Source organism: Streptomyces sp. NPDC006235, from assembly GCF_040613735.1.
Classification (GTDB): domain Bacteria; phylum Actinomycetota; class Actinomycetes; order Streptomycetales; family Streptomycetaceae; genus Streptomyces.
On sequence record NZ_JBEXSR010000054.1, the window covers coordinates 33,171 to 56,458 of the forward strand.

The 23,288-nt window shown below is 73.5% G+C and carries 13 protein-coding genes and 3 pseudogenes; 5 read left to right on the forward strand and 11 right to left on the reverse strand.

Annotation, left to right across the window (positions count from 1 at the left end; translation table 11 throughout):
• Positions 1 to 17 precede the first annotated feature (17 nt).
• A pseudogene (locus ABZ192_RS38705) lies at positions 18 to 619 on the forward strand (NAD(P)H-dependent oxidoreductase).
• Between the two features lie 24 nt (positions 620 to 643).
• Here the strand turns inward: ABZ192_RS38705 and ABZ192_RS38710 are convergent.
• From ABZ192_RS38710 to ABZ192_RS38735, 6 genes are all read right to left on the reverse strand, one after another.
• Positions 644 to 832 (reverse strand): hypothetical protein, encoded by a 189-nt coding sequence (locus tag ABZ192_RS38710; RefSeq protein ID WP_356929149.1) that lies wholly within the window; start codon positions 830 to 832, stop codon positions 644 to 646.
• 48 nt (positions 833 to 880) lie between these two features.
• A complete protein-coding gene (locus ABZ192_RS38715; protein ID WP_356929150.1) occupies positions 881 to 1,888 on the reverse strand; it encodes a Ppx/GppA family phosphatase in 1,008 nt (335 codons plus the stop codon).
• A gap of 87 nt (positions 1,889 to 1,975) precedes the next feature.
• The gene (locus ABZ192_RS38720; RefSeq protein ID WP_356929151.1) at positions 1,976 to 4,798 is read right to left on the reverse strand and encodes an NHLP bacteriocin export ABC transporter permease/ATPase subunit; all 2,823 of its coding nucleotides are present in this window, start codon (positions 4,796 to 4,798) and stop codon (positions 1,976 to 1,978) included.
• Position 4,799: 1 nt separating this feature from the next.
• Positions 4,800 to 7,025 (reverse strand): NHLP family bacteriocin export ABC transporter peptidase/permease/ATPase subunit, encoded by a 2,226-nt coding sequence (locus ABZ192_RS38725; RefSeq protein ID WP_356929152.1) that lies wholly within the window; start codon positions 7,023 to 7,025, stop codon positions 4,800 to 4,802.
• Positions 7,022 to 7,828 carry an HlyD family efflux transporter periplasmic adaptor subunit gene (locus ABZ192_RS38730; RefSeq protein WP_356929153.1) on the reverse strand — a complete coding sequence of 269 codons (807 nt, stop codon included), beginning with the start codon at positions 7,826 to 7,828 and terminating at the stop codon, positions 7,022 to 7,024. Before ABZ192_RS38730 ends, ABZ192_RS38725 begins: the two co-directional genes overlap by 4 nt.
• A 116-nt stretch (positions 7,829 to 7,944) precedes the next feature.
• Complete coding sequence (locus tag ABZ192_RS38735; RefSeq protein WP_086851420.1) at positions 7,945 to 8,160, reverse strand: type A2 lantipeptide; 216 nt, start codon at positions 8,158 to 8,160, stop codon at positions 7,945 to 7,947.
• Positions 8,161 to 8,904: 744 nt separating this feature from the next.
• Between ABZ192_RS38735 and ABZ192_RS38740 the strand changes: the two genes are divergently transcribed.
• Positions 8,905 to 10,326 (forward strand): S1 family peptidase, encoded by a 1,422-nt coding sequence (locus ABZ192_RS38740; RefSeq protein WP_356929154.1) that lies wholly within the window; start codon positions 8,905 to 8,907, stop codon positions 10,324 to 10,326.
• 206 nt (positions 10,327 to 10,532) lie between these two features.
• On the opposite strand, the gene ABZ192_RS38745 is transcribed toward ABZ192_RS38740, so the two are convergent.
• Complete coding sequence (locus tag ABZ192_RS38745) at positions 10,533 to 12,680, reverse strand: SpoIIE family protein phosphatase (RefSeq protein ID WP_356929155.1); 2,148 nt, start codon at positions 12,678 to 12,680, stop codon at positions 10,533 to 10,535.
• 552 nt (positions 12,681 to 13,232) lie between these two features.
• Here ABZ192_RS38745 and ABZ192_RS38750 point away from each other — a divergent pair.
• A pseudogene (locus tag ABZ192_RS38750) lies at positions 13,233 to 13,535 on the forward strand (LuxR C-terminal-related transcriptional regulator); the annotation flags it as partial.
• On the opposite strand, the gene ABZ192_RS38755 reads toward ABZ192_RS38750, so the two are convergent.
• From ABZ192_RS38755 to lanKC, 4 genes are all read right to left on the reverse strand, one after another.
• Positions 13,458 to 15,719 (reverse strand): ABC transporter ATP-binding protein, encoded by a 2,262-nt coding sequence (locus ABZ192_RS38755; RefSeq protein ID WP_356929156.1) that lies wholly within the window; start codon positions 15,717 to 15,719, stop codon positions 13,458 to 13,460. The pseudogene ABZ192_RS38750 and the gene ABZ192_RS38755 sit on opposite strands and share 78 nt — an antisense overlap.
• Positions 15,716 to 17,473 (reverse strand): ABC transporter ATP-binding protein, encoded by a 1,758-nt coding sequence (locus tag ABZ192_RS38760; protein WP_356929157.1) that lies wholly within the window; start codon positions 17,471 to 17,473, stop codon positions 15,716 to 15,718. Before ABZ192_RS38760 ends, ABZ192_RS38755 begins: the two co-directional genes overlap by 4 nt.
• 85 nt (positions 17,474 to 17,558) lie before the next feature.
• The gene (locus ABZ192_RS38765) at positions 17,559 to 17,675 is read right to left on the reverse strand and encodes a SapB/AmfS family lanthipeptide (protein ID WP_010040504.1); all 117 of its coding nucleotides are present in this window, start codon (positions 17,673 to 17,675) and stop codon (positions 17,559 to 17,561) included.
• A gap of 84 nt (positions 17,676 to 17,759) precedes the next feature.
• Positions 17,760 to 20,366 carry a class III lanthionine synthetase LanKC gene (gene lanKC, locus ABZ192_RS38770; RefSeq protein ID WP_356929158.1) on the reverse strand — a complete coding sequence of 869 codons (2,607 nt, stop codon included), beginning with the start codon at positions 20,364 to 20,366 and terminating at the stop codon, positions 17,760 to 17,762.
• 187 nt (positions 20,367 to 20,553) lie between these two features.
• Here lanKC and ABZ192_RS38775 point away from each other — a divergent pair, with 187 nt between their 5' ends.
• Both ABZ192_RS38775 and ABZ192_RS38780 read left to right on the forward strand, forming a co-directional pair.
• Positions 20,554 to 23,004, forward strand: coding sequence for a SpoIIE family protein phosphatase (locus ABZ192_RS38775; protein ID WP_356929159.1), 2,451 nt, complete (start codon positions 20,554 to 20,556; stop codon positions 23,002 to 23,004).
• Between the two features lie 90 nt (positions 23,005 to 23,094).
• Positions 23,095 to 23,196: pseudogene (locus tag ABZ192_RS38780) on the forward strand (CBS domain-containing protein); the annotation flags it as partial.
• Positions 23,197 to 23,288: the final 92 nt, after the last annotated feature.

Consider the following 23,288-nt stretch of genomic DNA (forward strand, 5'->3'; position numbering starts at 1 on the left):
GGGTACTCCGGCACCTCATGAAGGCACTCGTGGCACCCTCAAGAAGTCGCCGGAGACCTCGAACACCGAGGCACTGGCGAGCGTCGTCGTCGAGCAGCTGGAGAAGGAGGGTGCCGCCGTCGATGTCGTGCGGGCGGTCGACCTGGACATCGGCCCGGGGGTGACCAGCGAGCCGGTGCACGAGGGCGATGCCTGGCCGGGCGTGCACGACCGGCTGCTGGAGTCCGAGCTCCTCGTCATCGCCTCGCCGACCTGGCTCGGCGGGCCGTCCTCCGTCGCCCAGGGGGTGCTGGAGCGGATGGACGCGATGATGTCCGAGACCGACGACGAGGGCCGGCCGGTCGCCTGCAACCGGGTGGCGGGCGTGGTCGTCACCGGCCACGAGGACGGGGCGCACCATGTGATCAACGAGATCACGGGCGCCCTGGAGGACATCGGCTACACGATCCCCGGTCAGGCGTGGACCTACTGGAACCAGGGGCCGGGCCCGGGGCCCAGCTTCCTGGACGCCGAGCGCGGCCGCGACTGGTCGCGGTCGACCGGGCGGGCCATGGCGGCCAACCTGGTCGGCGTGGCGCGGGCCCTGGCGCAGCGGCCGCTCGGCCCGCCGCCCCAGTAGCCCGGCCTCGCCCGGTCCTTCCCTTCAGTCCCCGTGGGACTCCTCCTGGGCGCGCGTGTTGGGGGTGATGGCCTCTCCGGCCTCGCCCCGGTGGCGCCGCTGCTCGGCGGAGTCCTCGGTGCGGTTCTCGGCATCCTCGATCTCGCGCAGCACCTCCTCCAGCGCCGTCTCGGGCTTCTTGTCGGAGCCGTCGTGATGGTTGTCCTGGGACACGGGGGTCTCCTTCCTGCGTTCGGTGCGTCCGTTGTCGTCTGCCGGCGATCAGGTGGAGGCGGTGGCGATGCGCAGCGGCACCGGGTCGGGAGGGGCAGCCTCCTCGGTGCGGCGGGTGACCTCCGCCCACCAGGCCGGGCCGTCCTCGATGTGCCGCAGCAGCACGCCCTCGCGGATCGCCCAGGGGCACACCGTGACGGACCTGAGGCCGGTCAGTTTCATCGCGGTGTGCGCGACGACCGCCCCGGCCAGGCTCTGCGCCGCCCGCGGGGCGGAGATGCCCGGCAGCTGCGCGCGTTCCGCGGCGGGCAGGGCGGCCAGCCGAGGGATCGCCTCCCGCAGCGCCGCGCGGTGCAACTCCCGGTCCACGAACGGGCCGTGGCGTCCGGGCGCCGTACCGCACAGCCGTCCCAGCTGCTGGAACGTGCGCGAGGTGGCGACCGCGGTGCGCGGGCCCTCCCAGCGGATCCGCGCCGCGACGTCCCGCAGCTGGTGGCGGACCTTGCGGCGCAGTGCCCGCACCCGCTCCGGTGACGGTGGGTCCTCGTCCTTGAAGAACTCGTGGGTGAGCCGCCCCGCGCCCAGCGGCAGCGAGGCCACGAAATCGGGCAACCGGCCGCGTCCGAAGGCGACTTCGAGCGAGCCGCCGCCGATGTCGAGCAGGGCGAGCGGACCCGATCGCCAGCCCATCCAGCGCCGGGCCCCGAGGAACGTCAGCTCCGCCTCGACCTCGCCCGGCAGGGTGCACAGGTCCACGCCGGTACGGGTCCGGACGGCGTGCAGCACCTCGTGCCGGTTCGACGCGCCGCGCACCACGGCGGTCGCGAACGCCGGTGGGGCCGCCGCGCCCCACCGGGCGGCGGTCCGGCTCGCCTCGGCGACCGCGTGCACCAGTTGTTCGACGGCCTGCTCAGGGATGGGTCCCCCCGGTGTGACCTGCTCGGACAGCCGGAGCCGCCACTTGGCGGTGTGCACCGGAAGCGGTACGCCACCGTCCGCGTCCGCGACCACCAGTCTGACCGTGTTCGATCCCACGTCCACCACGCTGATTCGCATGGGCCGTGGGTACCCACTTCCGGGAGAACCCAACGGTCGGGGCCCCGGCGTACGGCGAAGACGCGCCACCGGACGGACCGGGCATCGTCACGCCATCTGGCGCCGCACCAGCTCGTGCAGCCGGCCGCCGGTGTCGGCGAGCAGCTGGGCGGGCGGGCCCTGCTGGACGACCTTGCCGTCCTCCATCACCACGACCCGGTCGGCGTCCAGCACGGTCGACAGCCGGTGGGCGATGACGATCCGGGTGGCGTTGAGGGCCTTGGTGCTCTCGATGACGGTGCGCTGGGTCTCGTTGTCGAGGGCGCTGGTCGCCTCGTCGAAGAAGAGGATCCGCGGCCGGCGGATCAGCGCCTGGGCGATCATCAGCCGCTGGCGCTGGCCGCCCGAGACGGCGCCGCTGCCCGAGACGATCGTGTGCAGGCCCATCGGCATCCGCTTGATGTCCTCGGCGAGCCCGGCCATCTCGGCCGCCGCCATCGCCTCCTCGGGCGTGTACGGCTCGGTGCCGCAGATGACGTCCAGGATCGAGCCGGTGAACGGCTGCGCGTGCTGGAGCACCACCCCGCACTGGCGGCGCACCGCCGACTGGTCGAGCGCGGCCAGGTCCTGACCGTCGTAGAGGACGCTGCCCGACACCGGGCGGTCGAAGCCGATCAGCAGGCGCAGCAGCGTCGACTTGCCGCAGCCGCTCGGTCCGACGACCGCGACGAACTCGCCCGGCCGCACCTCGAACGACACGTCGTCCAGCACCAGCGGACCGTCGTCCGAGTAGCGGAAGGACAGCCGCCGCGCCTCCAGCGCCCCGGACAGCGGACCCGGGCGCGTGCTCGCCGTGCGCACCTCCGGCGTCGCGTCCAGCACCGGCTTGATCTCTTCGAACAGCGGCAGGGCGGCCACGGCCGAGACGAAGGCGTTCGTCAGCTGGGTCACCGAGGTCAGCACCATCGTCACCGAGGTGTTGAAGGTGAGGAACGCGGCCGCCGACATCGAGCCCCGGGCCGGACCCGCCAGCAGCATGAACATCAGCAGCGTGCACAGCGGCAGGTACACCGCGCCCAGCACCGACGTGAGGTTCTTGATGCGGCCGACCTTCTGCTGGAGCTCACGGCTGCGCGCGAACTGGGACGCCCACGCGGCGTACGCGTAGTTCTCGGCGGCGGCCACCCGCAGCTTGGGCAGCCCGCGCAGGGTCTGGAAGGCCTGGTTGTTCAGCTTGTTGCTGAGCACGACCAGCCGCCGCTGCCAGCGCACCTGCCACAGCCCGAGCCCCAGGAACACGGCCGCGATGACCACGAGCATGCCGATCGCGGCCATGGCCATCGGCACGCTGAACCACAGCAGCAGCCCGAGATTCATCGCCCCGACCGTCACCGACTGGGCGACCGTCGGCCCGACTCCCGCCAGCAGTCTGCGGATCGAGCTGATGCCCATGGCCGCGCTGGCCAACTCGCCGGTGGAGCGCTCGGTGAAGAACCTCGTCGGCAGCCTCAGCAGCCGGTCCCACACGGCCGGCTGGAGCGTGGCCTCGACGCGGCCCTCCAGCCGCAGGATGGTCAGGTTCTGCAACAGCATGAAGGCCGCCGACACCACGCTGGTGAGCATCACCGCCAGACACACCTGCACGATGAGGTCCGTCTGCGCCTTCGGCACGAACTCGCCGAGCACCTTGCCGGTCGCGATGGGCACCAGGGCGCCGATCGCCACCGTGACCAGTCCGCTGAGCAGCAGCCCCGTCAGGTCGCCGCGCGTGCCCTGCATGCAGAACCGCAGCAGCCTCAGCGGGCTGAGACCCCGCTCGGGCAGCGGGCGGTAGAACATCACCGCGCGCGGCTCGAACTCGTCGGCGTTGGCCTTCTCGACCGGTGTCTCACGGCCGGTGGACGGATGGACGGCGACGTATCCGCCGCGCCGCCACAGCAGTGCCACCGGCGCGCCGGACAGGGCCCGGTGACCGACCAGCGGCCCGACGTTGTCCCGCCACCAGCGGCCGTCCAGGCGCACGGCCCGGGTGCGGACGCGGGAGGCCAGGGCGACCTGCTCGACCGGGTCGAGGCGGTCCCCGCCGGTGCCCTTCTGCGTGGGCTCGGTGAGGCTGATCCCGGCGGCCTGCGCGACGAGCTTGCACGCCGCGTACGTGGCGTCGGCGTCGGCCGCGGTGGTCCGCTTCGACGACCGCTTCCCGATGGAGGCGAGCAGGGTCTGGTCGGCCTGGGCGCGTACCGCCTCACCGGCCTTGATGCCTTCGGCCGTGCGCGACTCGTGGGTGCGCTCCAGCTGCTCGATCCAGCGGTCCAGCGTGGTCAGCAGCCGGTACTGCTGGTCGACCATGGACTGCCACAGCGCCGGGTCCATCAGCAGGTCGGCGGCGGCCTCCGCGCCGTACAGCGAGCCGTACTGCACGCTGCCGGGCGGAACCTGCATCCAGAACACGTCGTCGTCGGTGGGCGCGGCGGCCCGCTCGGTCGCCATCGGCGCCTGGAAGAGGATCGACAGGCTGCGGCCGACGCCCAGGGCGAGGGCGTACTCCAGCGGGCTCGTCGTCGGCGGCACGTACTGCGGGTTGCCGTACTCGTCGTACGACCAGGTCGCGGTGTTGGCGGGCTGGTACAGCTCGCGCAGGCCGATGCGGTGCACCACGCAGTCCCGCAGCGGGCGGGCCACCAGCGTGTGCTGGGGTCCCGCCACCGGGCCGAGCACCAGAGAGCCCGCCTCCAGCCGGCCCAGGTGGTGCCAGTGGCCCTGCCCGCCGGCGTCCACCGCGAACAGGTCGACGGCACCCGACGCGACCAGCCACAGCACCTGCGGGCCCTCCAGGTCCAGGCGGTTGAACCCGGCGCAGTCGATGCGCTGGCCCATCTGCCCGAACGCGTTGAGGACGAGGTCACCCTCGTGTCCCTGAACGGCCGTCATCTCACCGCTCCCTGACCAGTGCCGCGTACGCTCCGCCGCGCGCCACCAGGTCCTCGTGCCGTCCCCGCTCCACGATCGTGCCGTGCTGGAGGACGACGATCTCGTCGCTGTCGCGGACGGTGCTGAGCCGGTGCGCGATCACCACGCAGGCACAGCCGCGCCTGCGCAGGTTGTCCATCACGACCAGCTCGGTCTCCGCGTCCAGCGCGCTCGTCACCTCGTCGAGCACCAGGATGCTCGGCCGGCGCACCAGCGCCCGCGCGATCTCCAGGCGCTGGCGCTGCCCGCCGGAGAAGTTGCGTCCGTCCTGCTCGACTTTGCTGTGGATGCCGCCCGGACGCCGCGTGATCACGTCGAGCAGGGCGGCGTCGCGCAGCGCGTCCTCCACCGCCTCGTCCGGGATCGACGGGTCCCACAGCGCCACGTTGTCGCGGACCGTGCCCTCGAAGAGGAACACGTCCTGGTCGACGAAGGAGACGGAGGCGGCCAGCGCCCCGCGCGGAATGTCCTCGATGCGCTGCCCGTCGATGCGGATCACGCCCTCCCACGGCGCGTACAGGCCGGAGATCAGCCTCGACACCGTGGACTTGCCGCTGCCGGACCCGCCGACCAGCGCCACCTGCTGCCCGGGACCGACCGTCAGGTCGAAGCCGGTGAGCAGGGGCTTGTCGAGCGGGCTGTAGCCGAAGGTGATGTTCTCCAGCTCGACGTGGCCCTGGAGGCGGCGAGTCGACTCGCCGGACTCGGGGCGGCCGTAGAGCGGGTCGGCCTTGAAGTTCTCCACGTCCTTCAGCCGCGCCACGTCGGCCGCGAAGTCCTGGATGCGGCCCGCGACGCCGTTGAGCCGGGTCAGCGGGGCCGTGAACCGGGTGACCAGGGCCTGGAAGGCGACCAGCAGACCGACCGAGATGTGACCCTCGACCGCCCGCATACCGCCGATCCAGAGGATCAGCGCGCTGTTGAGGGTGGCCAGCGTCGGCGCGACCACGCCCAGCCAGGCACTCGGCACACCGAGCCGCTGCTGCTCCTCCAGCGTGGTGGCGTGCTGCCCGGCCCACTTGCGGAAGTAGCCGTCCTCGCCGCCGGTCGCCTTCATCGTCTCGATCAGCTGAAGGCCGGTGTAGGCGGTGTTGGTCAGCCGGGCCGTGTCGGCGCGCAGCTTCGCCGTGCGCGTGGCCCGCAGCCGGATGACGACCCGCATGGCCACGACGTTCAGCAGCGCCACGCCGATGCCGACGAACGTCAGCTGCGGGTCGTACGTGTAGAGCAGCACCGCGTACAGGACGACGACGACCGCGTCCACGCCCGCCGCCGCGAGGTCGCGCGACAGCGTCTCGGCGACCGCGTCGTTGGACTGCAGCCGCTGCACCAGGTCGGCCGGGCTGCGCTGGGAGAAGAACGTCACCGGCAGCCGCAGCAGATGGCGCAGGAAGCGGGCGCTGGACAGCGTCGAGGAGATGATGCGGCCGTGCAGCAGATTGGCCTGCTGGAGCCAGGTGAGCACGACCGTGAGCAGGACACACGCCGCCATCGCCGCGAACAGCGTCGGCAGCAGCGAGGTCTGGTTCCCGATCAGGAACTCGTCGATGTAGGTCCTGCTGAGCGCGGGCACCGCCGCGCCGACCGCCACCAGCAGCAGGCTCGCCAGGACGGCGGCCGGCATGGTGCCCGCGGTGCCGCGCAGCCGCGCGGGCATGGCGCCGAGGATGCCGGGCTTGCGGCCGCCCCGGGTGAAGTCCTCGCCGGGTTCCATGACCAGCACGACACCGGTGAAGCTGCCGTCGAAGTCCTCCATGGGGACAAAACGGCGGCCCTTGCCGGGGTCGTTGATGTAGACGCCGCGGCGGCCGAAGCGGCGGCCCATGCCGTCGTAGACGACGTAGTGGTTGAACTCCCAGAACAGGATGGCCGGCGACTTCACCTCGGCGAGGGCGGCCAGGTCCATCTGCATGCCCTTGGCCGTCAGGCCGTAACTGCGGGCGGCCTTGAGGAGGTTGCTGGCGCGCGAGCCGTCGCGGGAGACGCCGCAGGCGATGCGCAGCTCCTCCAGCGGGACGTGCTTGCCGTAGTGGCCGAGCACCATCGCGAGGGAGGCGGCACCGCACTCCACGGCCTCCATCTGGAGCACGGTGGGCGTGCGGACGGTCTTCGCCGCGGCCTTGGGCACCTTGCGCTTGGGCGGGGCGGCGCGGCGCCGGCCCCGGGTCTCCGGTGCGGTCGCGGTCACGGCAGCAGCCAGTCGACGGGACGCTGGTCGGCCAGCTTGATCGACCCCGAGGCCAGCGTCATGGAGTTCAGCTTGAACGGCGGTCCGTCCGCCGACGACCACTTGTACCCGCTCTTTGTGGCGGACGACTTGTCCAGCCGGACCGTCACGGCCACCGGCCTGCCCTTCTTCGTGAACTGCTCGCCCAGCTGGCTGTCCCCGAGGAACGCGGCGATCTGCTGCGGGGACTGGGCCGAGCGGTCCACCGACTTCACATGGCCGCGCAGCACGCCGTACTCCTGGGTCGGCACCGGCTGCACGGTCAGGTCGACGGCGGCGTCGTCGGGGATCGAGGCGGCGTTCTCGGCGGGGACGTAGACCGTCGCGTACAGGGCGTCCTTGGTGTGGGCGACCTTCTCGACGGAGGCGACGTTCGCGCCGGTCTGGATGATCTGCCCGACGGTCGCGGCGAGCGCGGAGACACGGCCCGCGTCGAGCGTGCGGACGACGGTCTCGCCCTTGGGCGTACGGACCTTGAGCACAGGGGAGTTCGCGGGCAACGTCTCGCCCTGCTTCGCGAGCACCGCGGTGACCTGGCCGGCGACGGGGCTCTGCAGGAGGTAACTGCCCTGCCCGTGCGTGAGGATGGCGGGTGCGCTGACCGTGGAGGTCACCGAGCCGGTCACCGCCCACACCGAGGCGGCCGCCATCGCGACGACCGTCACCGAGAGCACCAGCCAGCCCTGCGGGCGGGCGAAACGCACCGGCAGGTCGAGTTCCTCGGGCGACTGGAGCTTGGCGAGGGCCTGTTGGCGGAACTGCAAGGAACTTCCCTCACCCGTAGAAGAGGTTCTTACGGCCGTGGCAGAGGCTGCTACGGCACCCGAAGATCCCGGAACCGCCGGCTGCGGCTCCGGGACTCAACGGCACTGGGGCTCGATCAGAGACCGGCGACCAGGTTGGTGACCGGGGCCGTGTTCAGGCCGGTGGCGCCCTCAACGGTGCCGACGGCCGTGTTGACCAGGCCGGAAACCGGGGCGATGCCGTCGACCGTGTCGGTGACGGTGTTCACGGCGTTCACGGACAGGCCGCCGGAGACGGCGTCGAGCTCGGCGTCGGCGATCTCGACGGTCTCAACCTGGGGGGTGGAGTTCATGATGGAACTTCCTTCCGTATGGATATCTCACAAGGGGGGAGCGGCCCCCTCTGGGGACAGATGACGGCCGCGACCGCGGGTGCCGGACTCTCGTTTCCGAGTGCCCTGTGCGGCCCCCGCGGTGCGATGGATCAAAGCACGCTGCGGGCGCGGGCTTCCAATCAACCAGCCGTCTCACCAGGCAACTTGCGCCCCAGAGGCACCGAAGAGTGCAGGTGTGGGCACGCCTTCCTGGCGACTTCTTCACATGGGGTACGGCATCGGCGCATCTGGCCCCTTGTCCTGCGGAACGGCGAATCCGGCACTCCCGCCCCAAAGGCATGACCGACGCGGCCGGCGCGCGGATAACCCTCGACTCGGTGACCGGGTTGAGCATTCGATGTGCAGATTCGCTGAAGGTGGGATTCGATTCGGCGATCACAACAGACCGCTTCCGGTCGGATACGGACCGTGTTGGTTCGACGGGTCGTCACCGGGGCTGTGACTGAAACGCCGTCATCCGGCCATGGGTGGTCGTGGGCCGTCACTCTTCAGCTCCTCCGGCGCGCCGCTGCGACCAGGACGGACGCAGGCCGTGCGGTTCGGTGCGCGAGCGGCGGGAGTTGGCTGATTCCGTGATGCGAACGGATCACTTGCAAACGGAATTGAACGCCCCAGGAAGCCCGTGCGTACCAACAGCCATCCAGGCGCCCCCCGAAGCTGCCGGACGGCGGCACCTACTCCGTTCCCCAGGAGGAGAGAAGTTTGAGTCACAAGCGAATTCCGAAGCGCAAGGCCGCGATAGCGGCGGGCAGCGTGGTGGCGCTCGGCGCGGCCGCGATCCTGCTCCCCAACGCCAACGCCTCGCAGGACGGTTCGTCCGACGGCGCGGCGGCCGCGCCGAAGACCCTGAAGGCGGGCGACGCCTCGGATCTCGCCTCGCAGCTCTCCGGGCTCCTCGGTGAGGCGTTCGGCGGCTCCTACTACGACAGCGACAGCCAGCAGCTCGTCGTCAACGTCGTACCGGGCGACAACAACAACGTGGTCGTGCAGGCGAAGGCGGCGGGTGCGAAGGTCCGCGAGGTCGACAACAGCTGGTCGGAGCTGAAGAGCGGGGCGCAGACCCTGAAGTCGGACGCGACCATCGCGGGCACCTCGTGGTCGATCGACCCGCGCACGAACAAGCTCCTGGTGACGGCCGACAGCACCGTCACCGGTGCCAAGTGGGACAGACTGGAGTCCACCGTGCAGAGCCTCGGCTCCGGTATGGCGACCCTCAAGAAGTCCTCGGGCACCTTCAAGCCGTTCGTCTCCGGCGGTGACGCCATCTTCGCGGGTGGCTCGCGCTGCTCCCTCGGCTTCAACGTCACCGCGGGCGACGGCTCGCCGGCCTTCCTGACGGCCGGTCACTGCACCCTTGGCGGCAACGAGTGGTCGGACACGCAGGGCGGCCAGCCGATCGCCACCGTCGACCAGTCGACCTTCCCCGGCGACGGCGACTTCGCGCTCGTGAAGTACGACGACCCGGCGACCGAGGCGCCCAGCGAGGTCAACACCGGCGACCAGACCGTCCAGATCACCGAGGCCGCGGAGGCGACCGTCGGCCAGGAGGTCTTCCGGATGGGCAGCACCACTGGGCTCGCCGACGGCCAGGTCCTCGGACTCGACGCCACGGTGAACTACCCGGAGGGCACGGTCACCGGCCTCATCCAGACCAACGTCTGCGCCGAGCCCGGCGACAGCGGCGGCTCCCTGTTCACCCAGGACGGTCTCGCGATCGGCCTGACCTCGGGCGGCAGCGGTGACTGCACGGCCGGCGGCGAGACGTTCTTCCAGCCGGTGACCACCGCCCTGGAGGCGGTCGGCGCGACCCTCGGCGCGGGCGGCGCGGCAGGCGGCGCGGGCGAAGAGGCCGGTGCCGGCGAGGAAGCCGGTGCTGGTGAGGACGCCGGCGCTGGTGCCGGTGCCGGTGAGGAAGCGGGTGCCGGTGAGGAAGCCGGAGCCGGCGGCGAGGCTGGTGCCGGTGAAGCCGGTGCCGGCGGCGAGGCTGGTGCCGGTGAAGAGGCCGGCGCTGGTGCCGGTGAGCAGGCCGGAGGCGAGGAAGCGGGCGCCGGAGCCGGTGCGGGCGCCGGCCAGGACGCGGGCCAGGGTGCCGAGGACCACTCGGGTCTGACCGAGTCCCGCTGACCCGGAGACGTCGGCAGCCGGTCCGACGATGCCGGCCCTGTCCCGCCCCCTTCCTGGCGGGACCGGGCCGGTCCACCGGAGTTTCGAGCCACCGACCGGCCTGAGCCGTTGTTCCGGCCGGTGGTGGAGTGGGCCGGTCCTTCGGCGGGAGGGCCGGTCCGTTCGCGTGTCAGCGGAGTTCCGCGGGAGAGCGGAACGCCGGGGCCCTAACCGACGGCCCTGAGCAGCAACAGGGCGATGTCGTCGAGTCGTTCCTCCCCGTCCGTGCGGTGGCGCTCCGGGCGGACGAGGCTGTCGGCCAGTTCGTCCAGCGGCTGGTCCCCGGCGTCGGTCAGGCGACGGCCCAGGGCCGCGAGGGCCTCCTCGAAGTCGGTGCCGGGGGACTCGACCAGCCCGTCGGTGTAGAGGACGAGCAGGGAGCCGGGGGCGAAGGCGACCTCCGTCGTCGGGTACACCGCGGAGGCGTCGATGCCCAGCAGTGGGCCGCCGGCCAGGTCGAGCACGCGCACCCGCCCGTCCGGGCGTCTCAGCAGCGGCGGCGGATGACCCGCCCGCGACATCACGGCCCGGCCGCGCGCCGGGTCGAGCCGCAGGTACAGGCAGCTTGCGAACAGGTCGGCCCCCAGGTCCAGCAGCAGCCGGTTGGTGCTGCGCATGACCTCCTCGGGCGCCTGGCCCACGGCCGTGTACGCGCGCACCGCGGTGCGGACCTGCCCCATCAGCCCGGCCGCCGTGACGTTGTGGCCCTGCACGTCCCCGATCACCGCAGCCGCCATGCCCTGGGTGCGCACCAGGTCGTAGAAGTCGCCGCCGATGTCCATGCCCTGCGTGGCCGGCACATAGCGGGCGGCCGCCTCGATGCCGGGCAGCGACGGCAGGGAGTGCGGCAGCAGCGCCTCCTGGAGGCCGTGTGCGAGCCGGTGCTTGGCGTCGTAGAGCAGTGCCCGCTCCAGCGCCTGGGCGATGAGCCCGGCCAGGCTGGTCATCACCGCCCGTTCCTCCGTCGGGAAGGGGTGCGGCTCGGTGTAGGAGAGCACGCACGTCCCCACCGGCCGTCCCTGGGCGATCAGCGGCAGATAGGCCCAGGCCGCGAACCCGTCGGGCGTCGCGACCCGCGCAGGGTAGAGGCGCTCCAGCTGTTCCTGCGACTCGAAGAAGGCGGGCACGCCCGTCCGCAGCACCTGTGTGCCGGGGGTCGGCTCGGTCAGCGGCATCCCGTCGAACCGTTCCACCACGTTCGCGCCCCGGTACCCGCGATGCCCGAGCACCCGCAGCCGGTTGGCCCGCGAGCCCAGCAGAACCAGGGCCTGGCTGCCCACGGCCGGGGCGATCTCGTCCGCGACCAGCTGCACCACGTCCTGCACCCCCACCGCCTCGGTGAGCGCACTGGCCAGGTTCAGCACCTGCGTGATGGTGACCAGCCGGGTCGGCGTCCCGTCGGGCGGCGGTGCGGTCCGGTTCATCTCCGCCACGGCCCGGGCCCTGGTGATCCGGACGCTGAGGCCCGTCGTGCTCGGGTACAACCGGAACGACAGCCACTCGCCGGGCGGGCGCAGCGCCACGAACGAGGCGGTGTGCTGGCTCATCAGCGCGGCCCGGTAACGGTCCTCGTACACCGGGTCGTTGAGCCACGGCACCGACGCCCACAGCTGTGTGCCGAGCAGTCGGCTGACCGGGACGTTCAGCAGCTCGGCCGCCGCCGCGTTGACGAAACCGATCCGCCCGTGCAGATCCAGGGAGACCAGCCCGTACGGCAGCCGGCTCACCATCCGGGCCGCCTCGACCGTGCCGAGCGTGCCGGCCATCCCGCCCACCAGCGGCGAGGCGACCAGATCCGTCTCGGGGTGCGGCGGAATGCTGTGCTCGGCGGCCCGCTCCAGCCGGACCGCCAGCCGCCCGCAGGCCGCCGTCAGATGCTCGCGCTCCCGGTCGGACAGCTCCGGCGGGTGCCCGCCCGGCCAGGTCACGAACACCGCGCCGTACACGGTGGACTCGGTGGCCACCGGCACGGCGGCCAGGGCGAACGGATACGGCAGCACCATGGCGATCCGCGGGTAGCGGCGGGCCATCTCCTCCTCACCGCCGACCCACACCAGCCGCCGCTCGCGCGCCGCGTCGGCGACCGGGATCGGCGCGCTCAGCCCCACCCGCTCCCAGGGCGCCGCGAACGCCCGGGGCAGCCCCGCCATCACCGCCATCTCCAGCACCGGCTGGTCCCGTCCCAGCAGGTACACCGCGCCGGAGTGGGCGTGCACCTCGTCCATCATCGAGGCCAGGGCCAGGGACAGCAGGGGACGGCCGACCGGCGTCCTGGCGGCTGCCGGCGCCTGCGCGGACGACTGCCCGTCGGACACGCCGACCACCTCCTCGCACGGCCGCGCGACCGGACTCAGGAACAAATGTCCTCCCTGGCGGCCCGTCGCGCACGACGAGCGCCCGGGGGGACAGACCTGGTTACCGTCGGTCACACTCACAGGGCCCCGTTCCAGGCGCCCGCGTACCCCGACCGCCGCGCCCCATGCCGCCGAAGTCGAAGCGCGGCAGGGTGTACGGGCGCCGCGCGTGCGCCCCCGCGCACCCCGATGGCCGGATCATCGCGCCCACGCAGGGTCACGGTCCCGAACAATGGGGCACGCGCTCAACACGACGACGAGGCAGGCGTACGGCGAGCCGAGGGGGTGGCAGTGATCCGGGTGCTTCTGGTGCACGACGAGTGTCTGGTGCGATCGGTGCTGGCGGAGTGGCTGCGGGGGGAGTCCGATCTCGTGGTGCACGACACGTCGTGGCGAGGCGCGCCGAAACTGCTGCCGTCCGTGCGGCCGGACGTGTGCGCGGCGGACCTGGAGTGCGCGGATTCCTACGGCATCCCTCCGCTGGGCGAGCTGTGCCGCCCGGGCCCGGACCGGATGCGCCCGCGCCTGCTCGTGCTCGCCACCGCGAACCGGCCCGGACTGCTGAAACGGGCGGCCGAGGCGGGGGCGCTCGGCTACGTCGACAAGGAGGGTTCGCCGCAGAACCTGCTGCGCGGGATCCGCCGGGTCGCCCAGGGGGAACGTTTCGTCAACGACTCGCTGGGGTTCGGTTTCCTCAAGGCGGCCGAGATGCCGCTGACCCGAAGAGAGCTGAGCGTGTTATCCCTCGCGGCCGAGGGAGCCTCCATCGCGGAGATCGCCGGGAGCCTGCACCTGTCCCACGGGACCGTGCGGAACTACATGGCGGCCATCACCCGCAAGACCGGGGCCCGCAACCGCATCGACGCGATCCGCATCTCGCAGGGCCAGGGATGGCTCTGACCGCCGGGCCGGGGCAGGCGTCCAGCTCCCGACGAGGTCCCGGTACAGCGCCGAGGACCGCATCAGCTCCTCATGGCCGCCGCAGGCCGTGCTCCGGCCGTCCATGACCAGCACGCGTCCGGCGCGGCGGGCCGAGCTGATCCGGTGGGCGACGACCACCAGGGTCCCGCCCGGCCGCGCGGCGAAGGCCCGCTCGGCGCGCTCCTCCGTCGCGGCGTCCAGATGGCAGGTCGCCTCGTCGAGCAGGGCGAGCGGGGCGTACGACAGGTAGGCCCGGGCCAGCGCGACCAGTTGCCGTTCGCCGGCCGACAGGGCGGCCGGATCGACCCGGGCGCCGAGGCCGCCGAGCCGGCCTGCCAGCGGGGCGAGTCCGACCGCCACGGCCGCGGCCCGCAGCTCCTCCTCGGGCACCGGGTCCGGACGCAGGTACGCGAGGTTCTCGGCCAGGGTGGCGCCGAAGACGTACGCCTCCTGCGGGATGAGCACCCGCCCGGCGGCCGCCTCCGGCCCGGGCACGGGGTGCCCGCCCACCGCGACGGTCCCCCGGTCCGGCGTGAGCAGCCCGGCGACCAGGGCCGTGAGCGTGGACTTCCCGGCACCGCTGGGCCCGACGACGGCCAGGTGCGAGCCGACCGGAAGGGTGAGGTCCAGCCCGTCGACGACGGGGGCGCTGGCGGGGCCGTAGGCGAAGGTGACGGAGGAGAGGGACAGGGCCGGGGGAGAGGGGGAGGGTGAGGGTGACGGCGAGGTCGAGGTCGAGGGGGCGGCGGGGTCGGTCCGGCCGGTGGCGGTGGGTGTGTGGCGGGTGCTCGCGGTGCCGTCGGCGACGGTGGGCGTGCCGCGTGTGTCGTCGGTGACTGCGACGGTGGGCGTGCCGTGTGTGCGCTCTGTGCCCTCGGTTCCGTCGGCGACGGCGGGTGCGTGGCGTGTGCTGCCGGGGACGGCGGCGACGCTGGGCGTGCCGCGTGTGCCCCCAGTGCCGTCGGCGGCCCCTACCGCATCCGGGATCGCGCCGCGGGGCCCGTCGGCGCGGGTGCCGGGAGCCGGGCGCAGCGCCTCGTGTCGCTGTGTCGCGTCCGCGGGGTGGGGCCCCACGCGCGGGGTCGTTCCCGCACGTGTTCCGACGTCACCCTTGCCCTTGGTCTCCGCGGAACCCGCCGCGGTCAGCCTGCGCAGTACCACCGTCAGGCGGGAGCCGCTCGTGCCCAGGCCGTGGACCAGGTTGCGCAGGGCGGGCAGCAGGGACTGGGTGACGTAGGCGAGGGCGCCGACCAGGGCGCCCGTGGTGACGCCGTGGGCCAGGAGCCACGGGGCGGTGGCGAGCAGCAGCACGATCGGCAGCTGGCCGCCGAGCGCCAGGGACGCCACGCGCAGGACGCCCCAGCGGGCCAGGGCACGCGCCGCCCGCAGTTCCGCCTCCACCAGGTCGGCGGTGCCCGCGGCGATGTGCGCCTCGGCGCCGGTCGCCGTGATGTCCCGCAGGCCCGGGCAGACGGTGCCCAGGTGCCCCGCGAGGGCCTCGTCGGCGACGAGGAACGCCTCCTGCCGCCGGGCGAGCGGCCGCAGTGTCGCCGCGAACAGGGCCACCCCCGCCGCCAGGGGCGGCCCGACGACCAGCAGGAGCGGCGGGGCGAGCGTGAACAGCCCGGCCAGGGCACCGGCGGCGGTGAACACGAAGGAGCGGGAGACCATGACCAGCCCGGCGAAGGTGTCCCGCGCGATCTCCACCTGCTGGGTGAGCCCCGAGAGGGAGCTCGCGTCACCGGTCCGCACCCCTCGGGACACCACCCGCTCCACGAGCCGGTCCCGGAACGGTTCGACCAGCGAGGCGACGGCGGCGTACACCCGCCCCGTCCCGTACGCCCCGGCCAGGACACCGAGCCCGGCCAGCGCCAGCCAGGCCAGCCCGGCATCCGGCCGCCCCCGCAGGAACCCGTCGTCCAGGGCGCGGGCGGGCCCGTACCCGATGAGGAAGGTCTGCCCGGTCTCCAGCACCGACCAGGCGGTGAGCCGCAGCAGGACCCGCCACCGGGCCAGCAGGAACCGCAGGCCCCGTGAGGGCAGTCCGTCCCGCACGGGGCTGTCCGTCAAGCTCGTCATGCCCCCGCCGCGCTCCCGGCCTCGGCGTACGCCGATTCCGTCCCCTCTCCGGACCCGAACACCGCCCGGTACTGCGCGAGCCGCCACAGCTCCTCGTGCCGCCCGACCGCCCGCACCCGCCCCCCGTCCAGCCAGGCCACCGCGTCGGCGCACGCGGCCGTGGCGGCGCGGTGGGCGACCAGGAGCCGGGTTCCGGCGGGGCCGTCGCCGAGGAGGGCGTCGGTGATGTGGCGTTCCGTCACCGTGTCCAGGCTGGAGAGGGCGTCGTCGAGGATCAGCAGCCGGCCCCCGTGGGCGAACGCCCGGGCGAGACCCAGTCGTTGGGACTCGCCGCCGGAGCGCGGGGCGTCGGCGACCGGCGTGCCGTATCCGTCGGGGAGGCGGCGGACGAAGTCGTCGGCGAGGGCCGTGCGGGCCGCCTCGCGGACGCGGTCGGGGGAGGGGGCCGCCAGGCCGAGGCCGATCGCCTGCTCGACCGTGCCGCCGAGGAGGGCCGGACGGGCGAAGGCGTAGGCGACGGCGCGCCGCAGGTCGTCGTGCGGCAGCTCACGCAGCGGCACCCCGTCGAGGAGCACCTGTCCGGCGTCCGGGTCGGCCAGCCGCCCCGCGAGCGCGGCCAGCAGCGACTTGCCCGCGCCCGACCGGCCGACCACGGCCAACGTCGTGCCACCCGGTACGACGAGGTCGACTCCGTCGAGGACGGGGTGTCCGCCGCGCCGGGCCGTCACGCCGCGCAGCTCCAGCCGCCCGGGCCCGTCGGGCAGCTGCCGTGCGCCGAAGGCGATGGCGGGCTCGGCCTCGATCTCGCCGAGGCGCCGGGCCGCCGCCCGGGCCCGGGCCAGGCCCGCGAGCCGCCCGACCAGGACGCCGACGCCCGTGGCGAGCACGGCGTACCGCGAGGCCGCGAGCACCTCGCCCACCGACAGCAGGTCCCGGGTCAGCAGCACACCGGCGACGGCGACGACCCCGAGCTGGAGCAGCGGTGCCACGGCGACCGCCTGAGCGGCGGCGCGCCCCTGCACCCGCCACATGCGGTGCCCGGCCTCGGACAGGCCGGGCAGCGGCCGCAGCACCCGGGCCGTCTCCCTGTCCTCCGTACCCGCCGCCCGTACGGTGCGGAACCCCTCGACGGCCTCGGCCAGCGCGGCGGCGATCCGCCCCTGGGCCCGCTGGTACCGCGTCGCGCTCTGCGTGGTGTCCCGGGCGACGGCACGCAGCAGGAACGTCAGGACGGGCGCCCCGGCGAGGAAGACGGCCGCGAGCCGCCAGTCGATCAGGCCGAGCGCGACCACACCCCCGAGCGGACCGGCGAGGGCTGCGAGCAGTGCAGCACGGGCCGCCGGAGTGGTCCCCGCCTCGGCGGCGTTGCCGATCAGGCGCGCGACGAGGTCACCTGAGCCGAAGCGGTCGGCGGCCCGCGGGCCGACGCCGAGCACGTGCCCGGTCAGCCGGCGGCGCAGCCACGCGGTGCTGCGGGCGTCGACGGTCCCGATCAGCACGGTCTGGGCCGCGTCCAGCAGGGCGAGCAGCAGCACGAGGCCGGCGCAGTACAGCACCCAGCGGGTCGCCGGGGCCTGCGCCAGCAGAAGATCGAGGGCCCGGCCCAGCGCGGCCGGCAGCAGCAGCCCGGCACCGGTCGCGGCGGTGCTGACCAGACACAGCGCCGCGCAGCGGACCCCGCTGTACCGGGTGGCCGTACGCAGCAGCGCGCGGGCGTGTCCGGTCGCCGGGTCGTCGTCACCACGCGTGGTCATACGGGCCTTTCGGGAAACGGGAGGACCCCGGGCGGCCCCTCCCCGAAGGGAGAGAGCCGCCCGGAGCCATGCCGCGGACCGTCGGTCAGAGACAGAGCAGGACGCTCGCCGCGCTGATGCAGGAGAGCAGGCTCACCGTGCTGGCGCCGCCACCGTCCGTCCGCTCCTCGGACTCGATGGTCTGCAGGTCGAGAAGTGCCATGGTGTGTCCTTCCGTTGGGTGTCCGTCCGTGGTCATCCGTGGGGACGGGGTGGTGTCACGACTCCGCGGATCGCGGAGCCGCGTTCAGGTGGGCCGCCGGTTCGGCGGCGGGAGGAACGGCAGGTGGGCGCCGGTCGCCGGGTCGAGGGCCGCGCCGAGCGCCAGCAGGCACCCTGCCGTTCCGGTGGCGAGGTCCATGGACAGCCGCATCATCTGGTGGCCGGGGAAGGCCAGTTGGCCCTCGTAGGCCATCGTGAACCAGCCGAGTCCGGCGATCTGGGCGGCCAGCCGTTCCGCGGTCGCGCCCGGCGCGGTCGTGCGGCCGAGGTGCAGGATCATTCCGGCGCGGCCCTGGAACAGCCCGGGCTGCGCGTAGAAGCGTGAGGTGGCGGCGGTCAGCACGCCGGAGCGGGCCGGGCCGAACTCCCCGGCCAGGTCCGGGGCGTGGGCCACGAGGTCGTCGAGGACCATCCCGATTCCCGCGCTGCCGTCGCCGAGGTAGGGCAGGGTCCGCCAGCCCTCGTCGACCTCCAGCGCACCGCCCTCGCGGGTCACGCAGGACTCCAGGTCCCGGCGCAGTGCCACGGCCGCCGCCTGAAGCCATTCGGCCCGGCCGGTCCACTCGTACTGCCGCAGCAGCAGGAGCGCCGGACCGGTCGCGCCCCGCAGCAGTCCGGCGCGCCGCCGGGGCGTGGCCGGGAGCGGCTCGGCGAGCCGTCGCACGAGGATCCGGGCGGCCTCGTCGGCCCGCTCGCGCAGCACCGCTTCCCCGGTGGTGTGCGCCAAGTGGCCCAGCACGAGGCCCAGTCCAGCCAGTCCGCCGTGCAGATCGGAGGAGAGGTTCTGCCACCGCTCGGCGAGGATGCCCTCGACCAGGTCCAGCGCCCGCTGCCGGTGCCCGAGCCGGTCCAGGACCAGGGCCACGCCCGCGAGCCCGTCGTACAGGCCGAGCGGCGTGCCCACCGGGGCCGGTGCCGTCCGGGCCAGCAGCCAGCGTTCGCCCTCCTCGTACCGCTCGGCGCCGATCGCGTCCAGCGCGTACAGCACCCCGGCCGCGCCGTGGGCGATCCCGAGCCCGCCGCCGTCGGAGAACTGGGCGACGTCGCCCGGGAAGAGCCGGTCGTCGCGCTCCGGGGTGGCCGAGGCGAGGATCGCCTTGACCATCGAGTCGCGGCTGTAGGGCCAGTCGCCGGGGTCCACCGGAGAGGACGGAGCGGCCACCGTACGGCCGGACACCTCCCGAGTGATCTCGGCGACCGCCTCGTCGAGGAACTCCCGCGGCACGTCCGGGAACTGCTCCCCGATCACCTCGGCAAGGTGCGCCGCCTTGCCGCGGTCGACCACGAACAGCGTGGTCACGGGCAGGAACAGGGCCAGCCGCAGACAGGCCAGGGCGTAACGGTCGACGTCGGCGCCCCGCCGGTCCGGCGGCGCGAAGAAGCCCGGGTGGGCCACGATCTGGCGGCCGTTGTCCCCGACCGGGGCGGCGGCCTCGAAGTCGAGGAGGAAGACCGTCTCCTCGTCCGGCGCGACCATGATGTTGAAGACGTGCAGGTCGTTGAAGACGATGCCGCGCGCGTGCACCGCCGCCACGGCCTCCTCCACCTTGCGGTGGATGCGCAGCGCCCACGCCGTGTACGCGGCGACCGCCTCCGGCTCGGGATCCTGGGCGAGCAGCGGATGCCGCTCGGCGAAGAACGAGTTGAGCGGACGCCCCTCGAGGAAGTCCATCACCAGGAAACGGTGGCCGCCGAGCTCGAACCAGTCGCGCACCTCCGGGACCACGCCCGTGCCCGCGACCTGCTCCAACGCCCGCTTCTCCCGCTCCAGCCGGGCGATCGCGTCGGCGCCGTCCGAGGCCAGCCCCGCGTGCGGCCGGCCCTCCTTCAGCACGACCTTGCGCCCGTCGCGCGTGTCGGTGCCGGCGTACACACCGCCGCCGTTGGAGAAGTGCAGCGCCTTCTCGATGCGGTAGGGCAGGTCACCCGTCGTCGTGTTGTTGCGCGCCTCCAGATGAGGCCTGAGGAACTCCGGCAGCGTCACCCACTGAGGCACCTGGAAGGACGGCGCCCGCCGGTCCGGCACCAGCCGCCCCTCGCCGTCCCGCACCGCCGGCACCAGCGAGCCTCGGTCGTCCACGACGAACGAGCGCGCGAAGGCGCCGTACCGGACGTACAGCGGACCCTCGCCCCACCGCAGGTCGGTCAGGATGTACGGCCCCTCGAACCCCTCCAGCAGCGCCCCCAGCTCGCGCAGCACCTCGTGCAGCTGCTCCTCGTCGCCCGGATAGACGGTGACGAACTTTCCGCTGCCGTCGCGCGGCGCGTACTTGGTGTTGCGCAGGTGCAGCAGGTGCGGTCCCGGCACGAACTTGAAGGCGATCCGCCGCTCGACGCAGTAGTCCCAGACGATCCCGGCGATCCGCTCCGCGTTCGCCCGGGTCGCCGAGGCGTGGATCTTCCAGCCCTGCGCCGGGCCCTGCACGGGCTCGCCGCCCGCGCCGAGCGGCGTCATCGTCAGCCAGTCGCCGATCCGCGCCGCCTCCCAGCCCTCGGGCACCGGCCGGCGGGCCGTCTCGTAGAGGTGCGCGGCCGCCCCCTGCGCGGCCTCCTGCCCGCCCCGCGCCAGCCGGTCCGGCGTCTCGTAGAAGTGCCGGTCGGCGAGCGCGTACACCTCGTACCGCTTGTCCATGCGTCCCCCTGTCGTGACGGGCACCGAGCCTTCCAGCCACGCGACGGGCCCGGACAGTCACGCCTGTCACGAGAACACCGTGCGGAACGCATGGGTAAAGACATGTTCGGTGGCTTTCGAGCGCCCGCACCGGCCCGGCTCCACGGAACGCTCACAGGGGCTGCGCAGGTGTCTCATAAGCGCTGTAATGGCCAACGTGGTCAGTGAGGGCGCCGAAGAGCGCGGAACGCGAACGGTGCGTGCCGAAGGTGCCCTCAAAGCGATCGCGGCCGATCAGGAGTCGCCCGCACGGGTGCACCGCACCCTCGAACAGGCACTCGTCTTCGCCGGTGCCGCGTTCGTCGCCGTGTACGCGCCCGGCCAGGACGGCGAACTGCTCTGCCTCGTCGAGTCGGCCGGGGTGCCCAGGACGCTGTACGGCCTGCGCGACAGCTACCCGCGTGCCGGGCGGTCCCCGGTCGCCGAGGCGCACCGCGGGGGACGGCCGGTCTCGATGGGCCCGGCCGAACTCGCCGAGCACGCCCAGGCGCGGCGCGTGCCGTCCCGGGACTTCCATCTGCTGGCCCTGCCCGTGCACGGCAACGGCGGCGGCTGTCTGCTCGCCGTGAGCGAGCGCCCCGCCGGGTTCGACACCGACGACCGCAAGTGCCTGGAACTCATCTCCGAGGCGGTCGCCCTCACCGCGCCGGCCGCGCTCGCCGAGGGCGGTGAGCTGCCGCCGGGCGCCTTCAGCCTCGCGATGGACACCGGACGCGTCCGGGTCGGTGACGATCTGCTGGACCTGTTCGGACTGGACCCCGTGGAGTTCGACGGCCGGGTCGAGACCCTGCTCGGCCTGACCGTGCCGGAGGACCTGCCCTCGCTGATGTCCGTCGTGGAGGCGGACCACATGTCCATCGGCGACCGCGAGCTGGAGTTCCGCGTGCTCCAGCCCACCGGGCCGCCGAAGTGGCTCCGGCTCAGCGGGCGCCTCCTGCCCGGCGGTGAGGGCCACCCGGCGCGGCTCGTGGGCACCGTCGCCGACGCCTCCACCCTGCGCTCCGACGTCACCGACGTCGCCCGTGTCCAGCGCCTGGCCACCGCGCTGGCCACCGCCGTCACCGTCCGCGACGTCGGCAACGCCGTGGTCGCCGCCCTGCGCCGGCCGCTCAGGGCCGACCGGATCGCCCTCGCCGAGCTGGAGAGCGACCGGCTCGTCGTCACCCTCCTCGACCCGCCCGAGCCCGAGGCCTGGCCCGAGCTGTGGCGCACGGAGTGGCGCGGCGAGTGGCCCGACGCGCCCGTGCGCGCCATGCCCACCCTCGCCGCCGCGCTGCGCGAAGGCCGCGCCCGGATCTGGCCCGCCGGCAGCCCCCTGGAACGCGCCCTGGCCGAGGTCGGCCCCGGCGGCCTCGCCGTCCTGCCGCTGCCCGCCGGGAACCGCATGGCCGGAGCCTGCCTGATCGGCTGGGACACCCCGCACGACTTCGGCACGGACGAGCGCGCCCTGCTCACCGCCTGCGCCGGCCTCGCCGGACAGGCCCTGGTACGGGCCCGGGCCTTCGACGCCGAGCACGAACTCGTCGGCATGCTCCAGCGCCAGCTGCTGCCGCGCCGCCTGCCACGGCTGCCCGGCGCGGTGGCCGTCGCCCGCTACCTGCCCAGCACGGCCGGACTCGAACTCGGCGGCGACTGGTACGACGTCATCCCGCTGCCCGACAACCACGTCGCCCTGATCATCGGCGATGTCCAGGGCCACAGCGCGGGCGCCGCCACGCTCATGGGCCAGATGCGCACCGCCCTGCGCGCCTACGCCGTCGAGGGGCACCCGCCCGACGTGGTCGTCGCGCACGCCAACCGGCTGCTCATGGACATGGAGAGCGACCTCTTCGCCACCTGCGCCTACGTCGACATCGACCTGGAGGAAGGCTCCGCCTGGTGCGTGCGCGCCGGCCACCTGCCGCCGGTGCTGCGCTACCCGGACGGCCGGACCGAGATCGCCGAGGCCGAGGGCGGCCCGCCCCTCGGGGTGATCACCCGGGCCGACTTCCCCATGAGCCCGCTGCGCCTCCCGCCCGGCACCGTGGTCGCCCTGGCCACGGACGGCCTCGTCGAGACGCCCGGCACCGACATCGACGAGAACATGGACCGCCTCGCCGGCCGGCTGGCCGAAGCCGCCCCCGCCGACCTGGGGCTCGTCGCCGACGCCCTCCTCGGCAACGCCCCGCGCAGCGACGACGTCGCCCTGCTCCTCCTGCGCTACGACGGCATGGACCTGCGCCCGCTGCGGGAGAGCTGGACGGTGTGGCGCGTCCCGCAGGCGGTCGGACACGCCCGCCGCTTCGCCCGGCGCACCCTGCGCTCCTGGGGCGTCACCGAGGACATCGACGCCGTCCTGCTCATCGTCTCCGAACTCGTCACCAACGCCCTCGTCCACACCGACGGCCAGGTCCGCATGGACCTCACCCTCATCAACAACCGCCTGCGCGTCGCCATCGCCGACGCCTCCCCGCGCAGCCCGGTCCGGCCGACCAGCATCGGCTGGGAGGCCACGGGCGGCCGGGGCATCCTCCTCGTCGAAGCCCTGTCGGCGACGTGGGGGACCCTGCCGGTCAGCGGCGGCAAGCAGGTGTGGGCGGAGGTCGTGCTCGGGCGGTGAACACCTCCACGATCACCTGTGACCGGGCCGGATCGCCGGGTACCCGGGCGGCGCAAGACGGAGAACCCGAGCCGAAGGAAGAGGAACGTCATGGCTCAGCATGTCCGCGACATCATGACCAGCGATCCGGCCACGGTCGAGCCGCAGACCTCCGTCGCCGAGGTGGCCCGCATCATGCGCGACGAGGATCTAGTAGTGCTTCGTTACATTGAGTGATCTCGGCTGATCGTGGGCAGCTTCCCGGAGTGAGGTTGGGGGAAGTGGAACGGCTCCGGGGCGAGTTG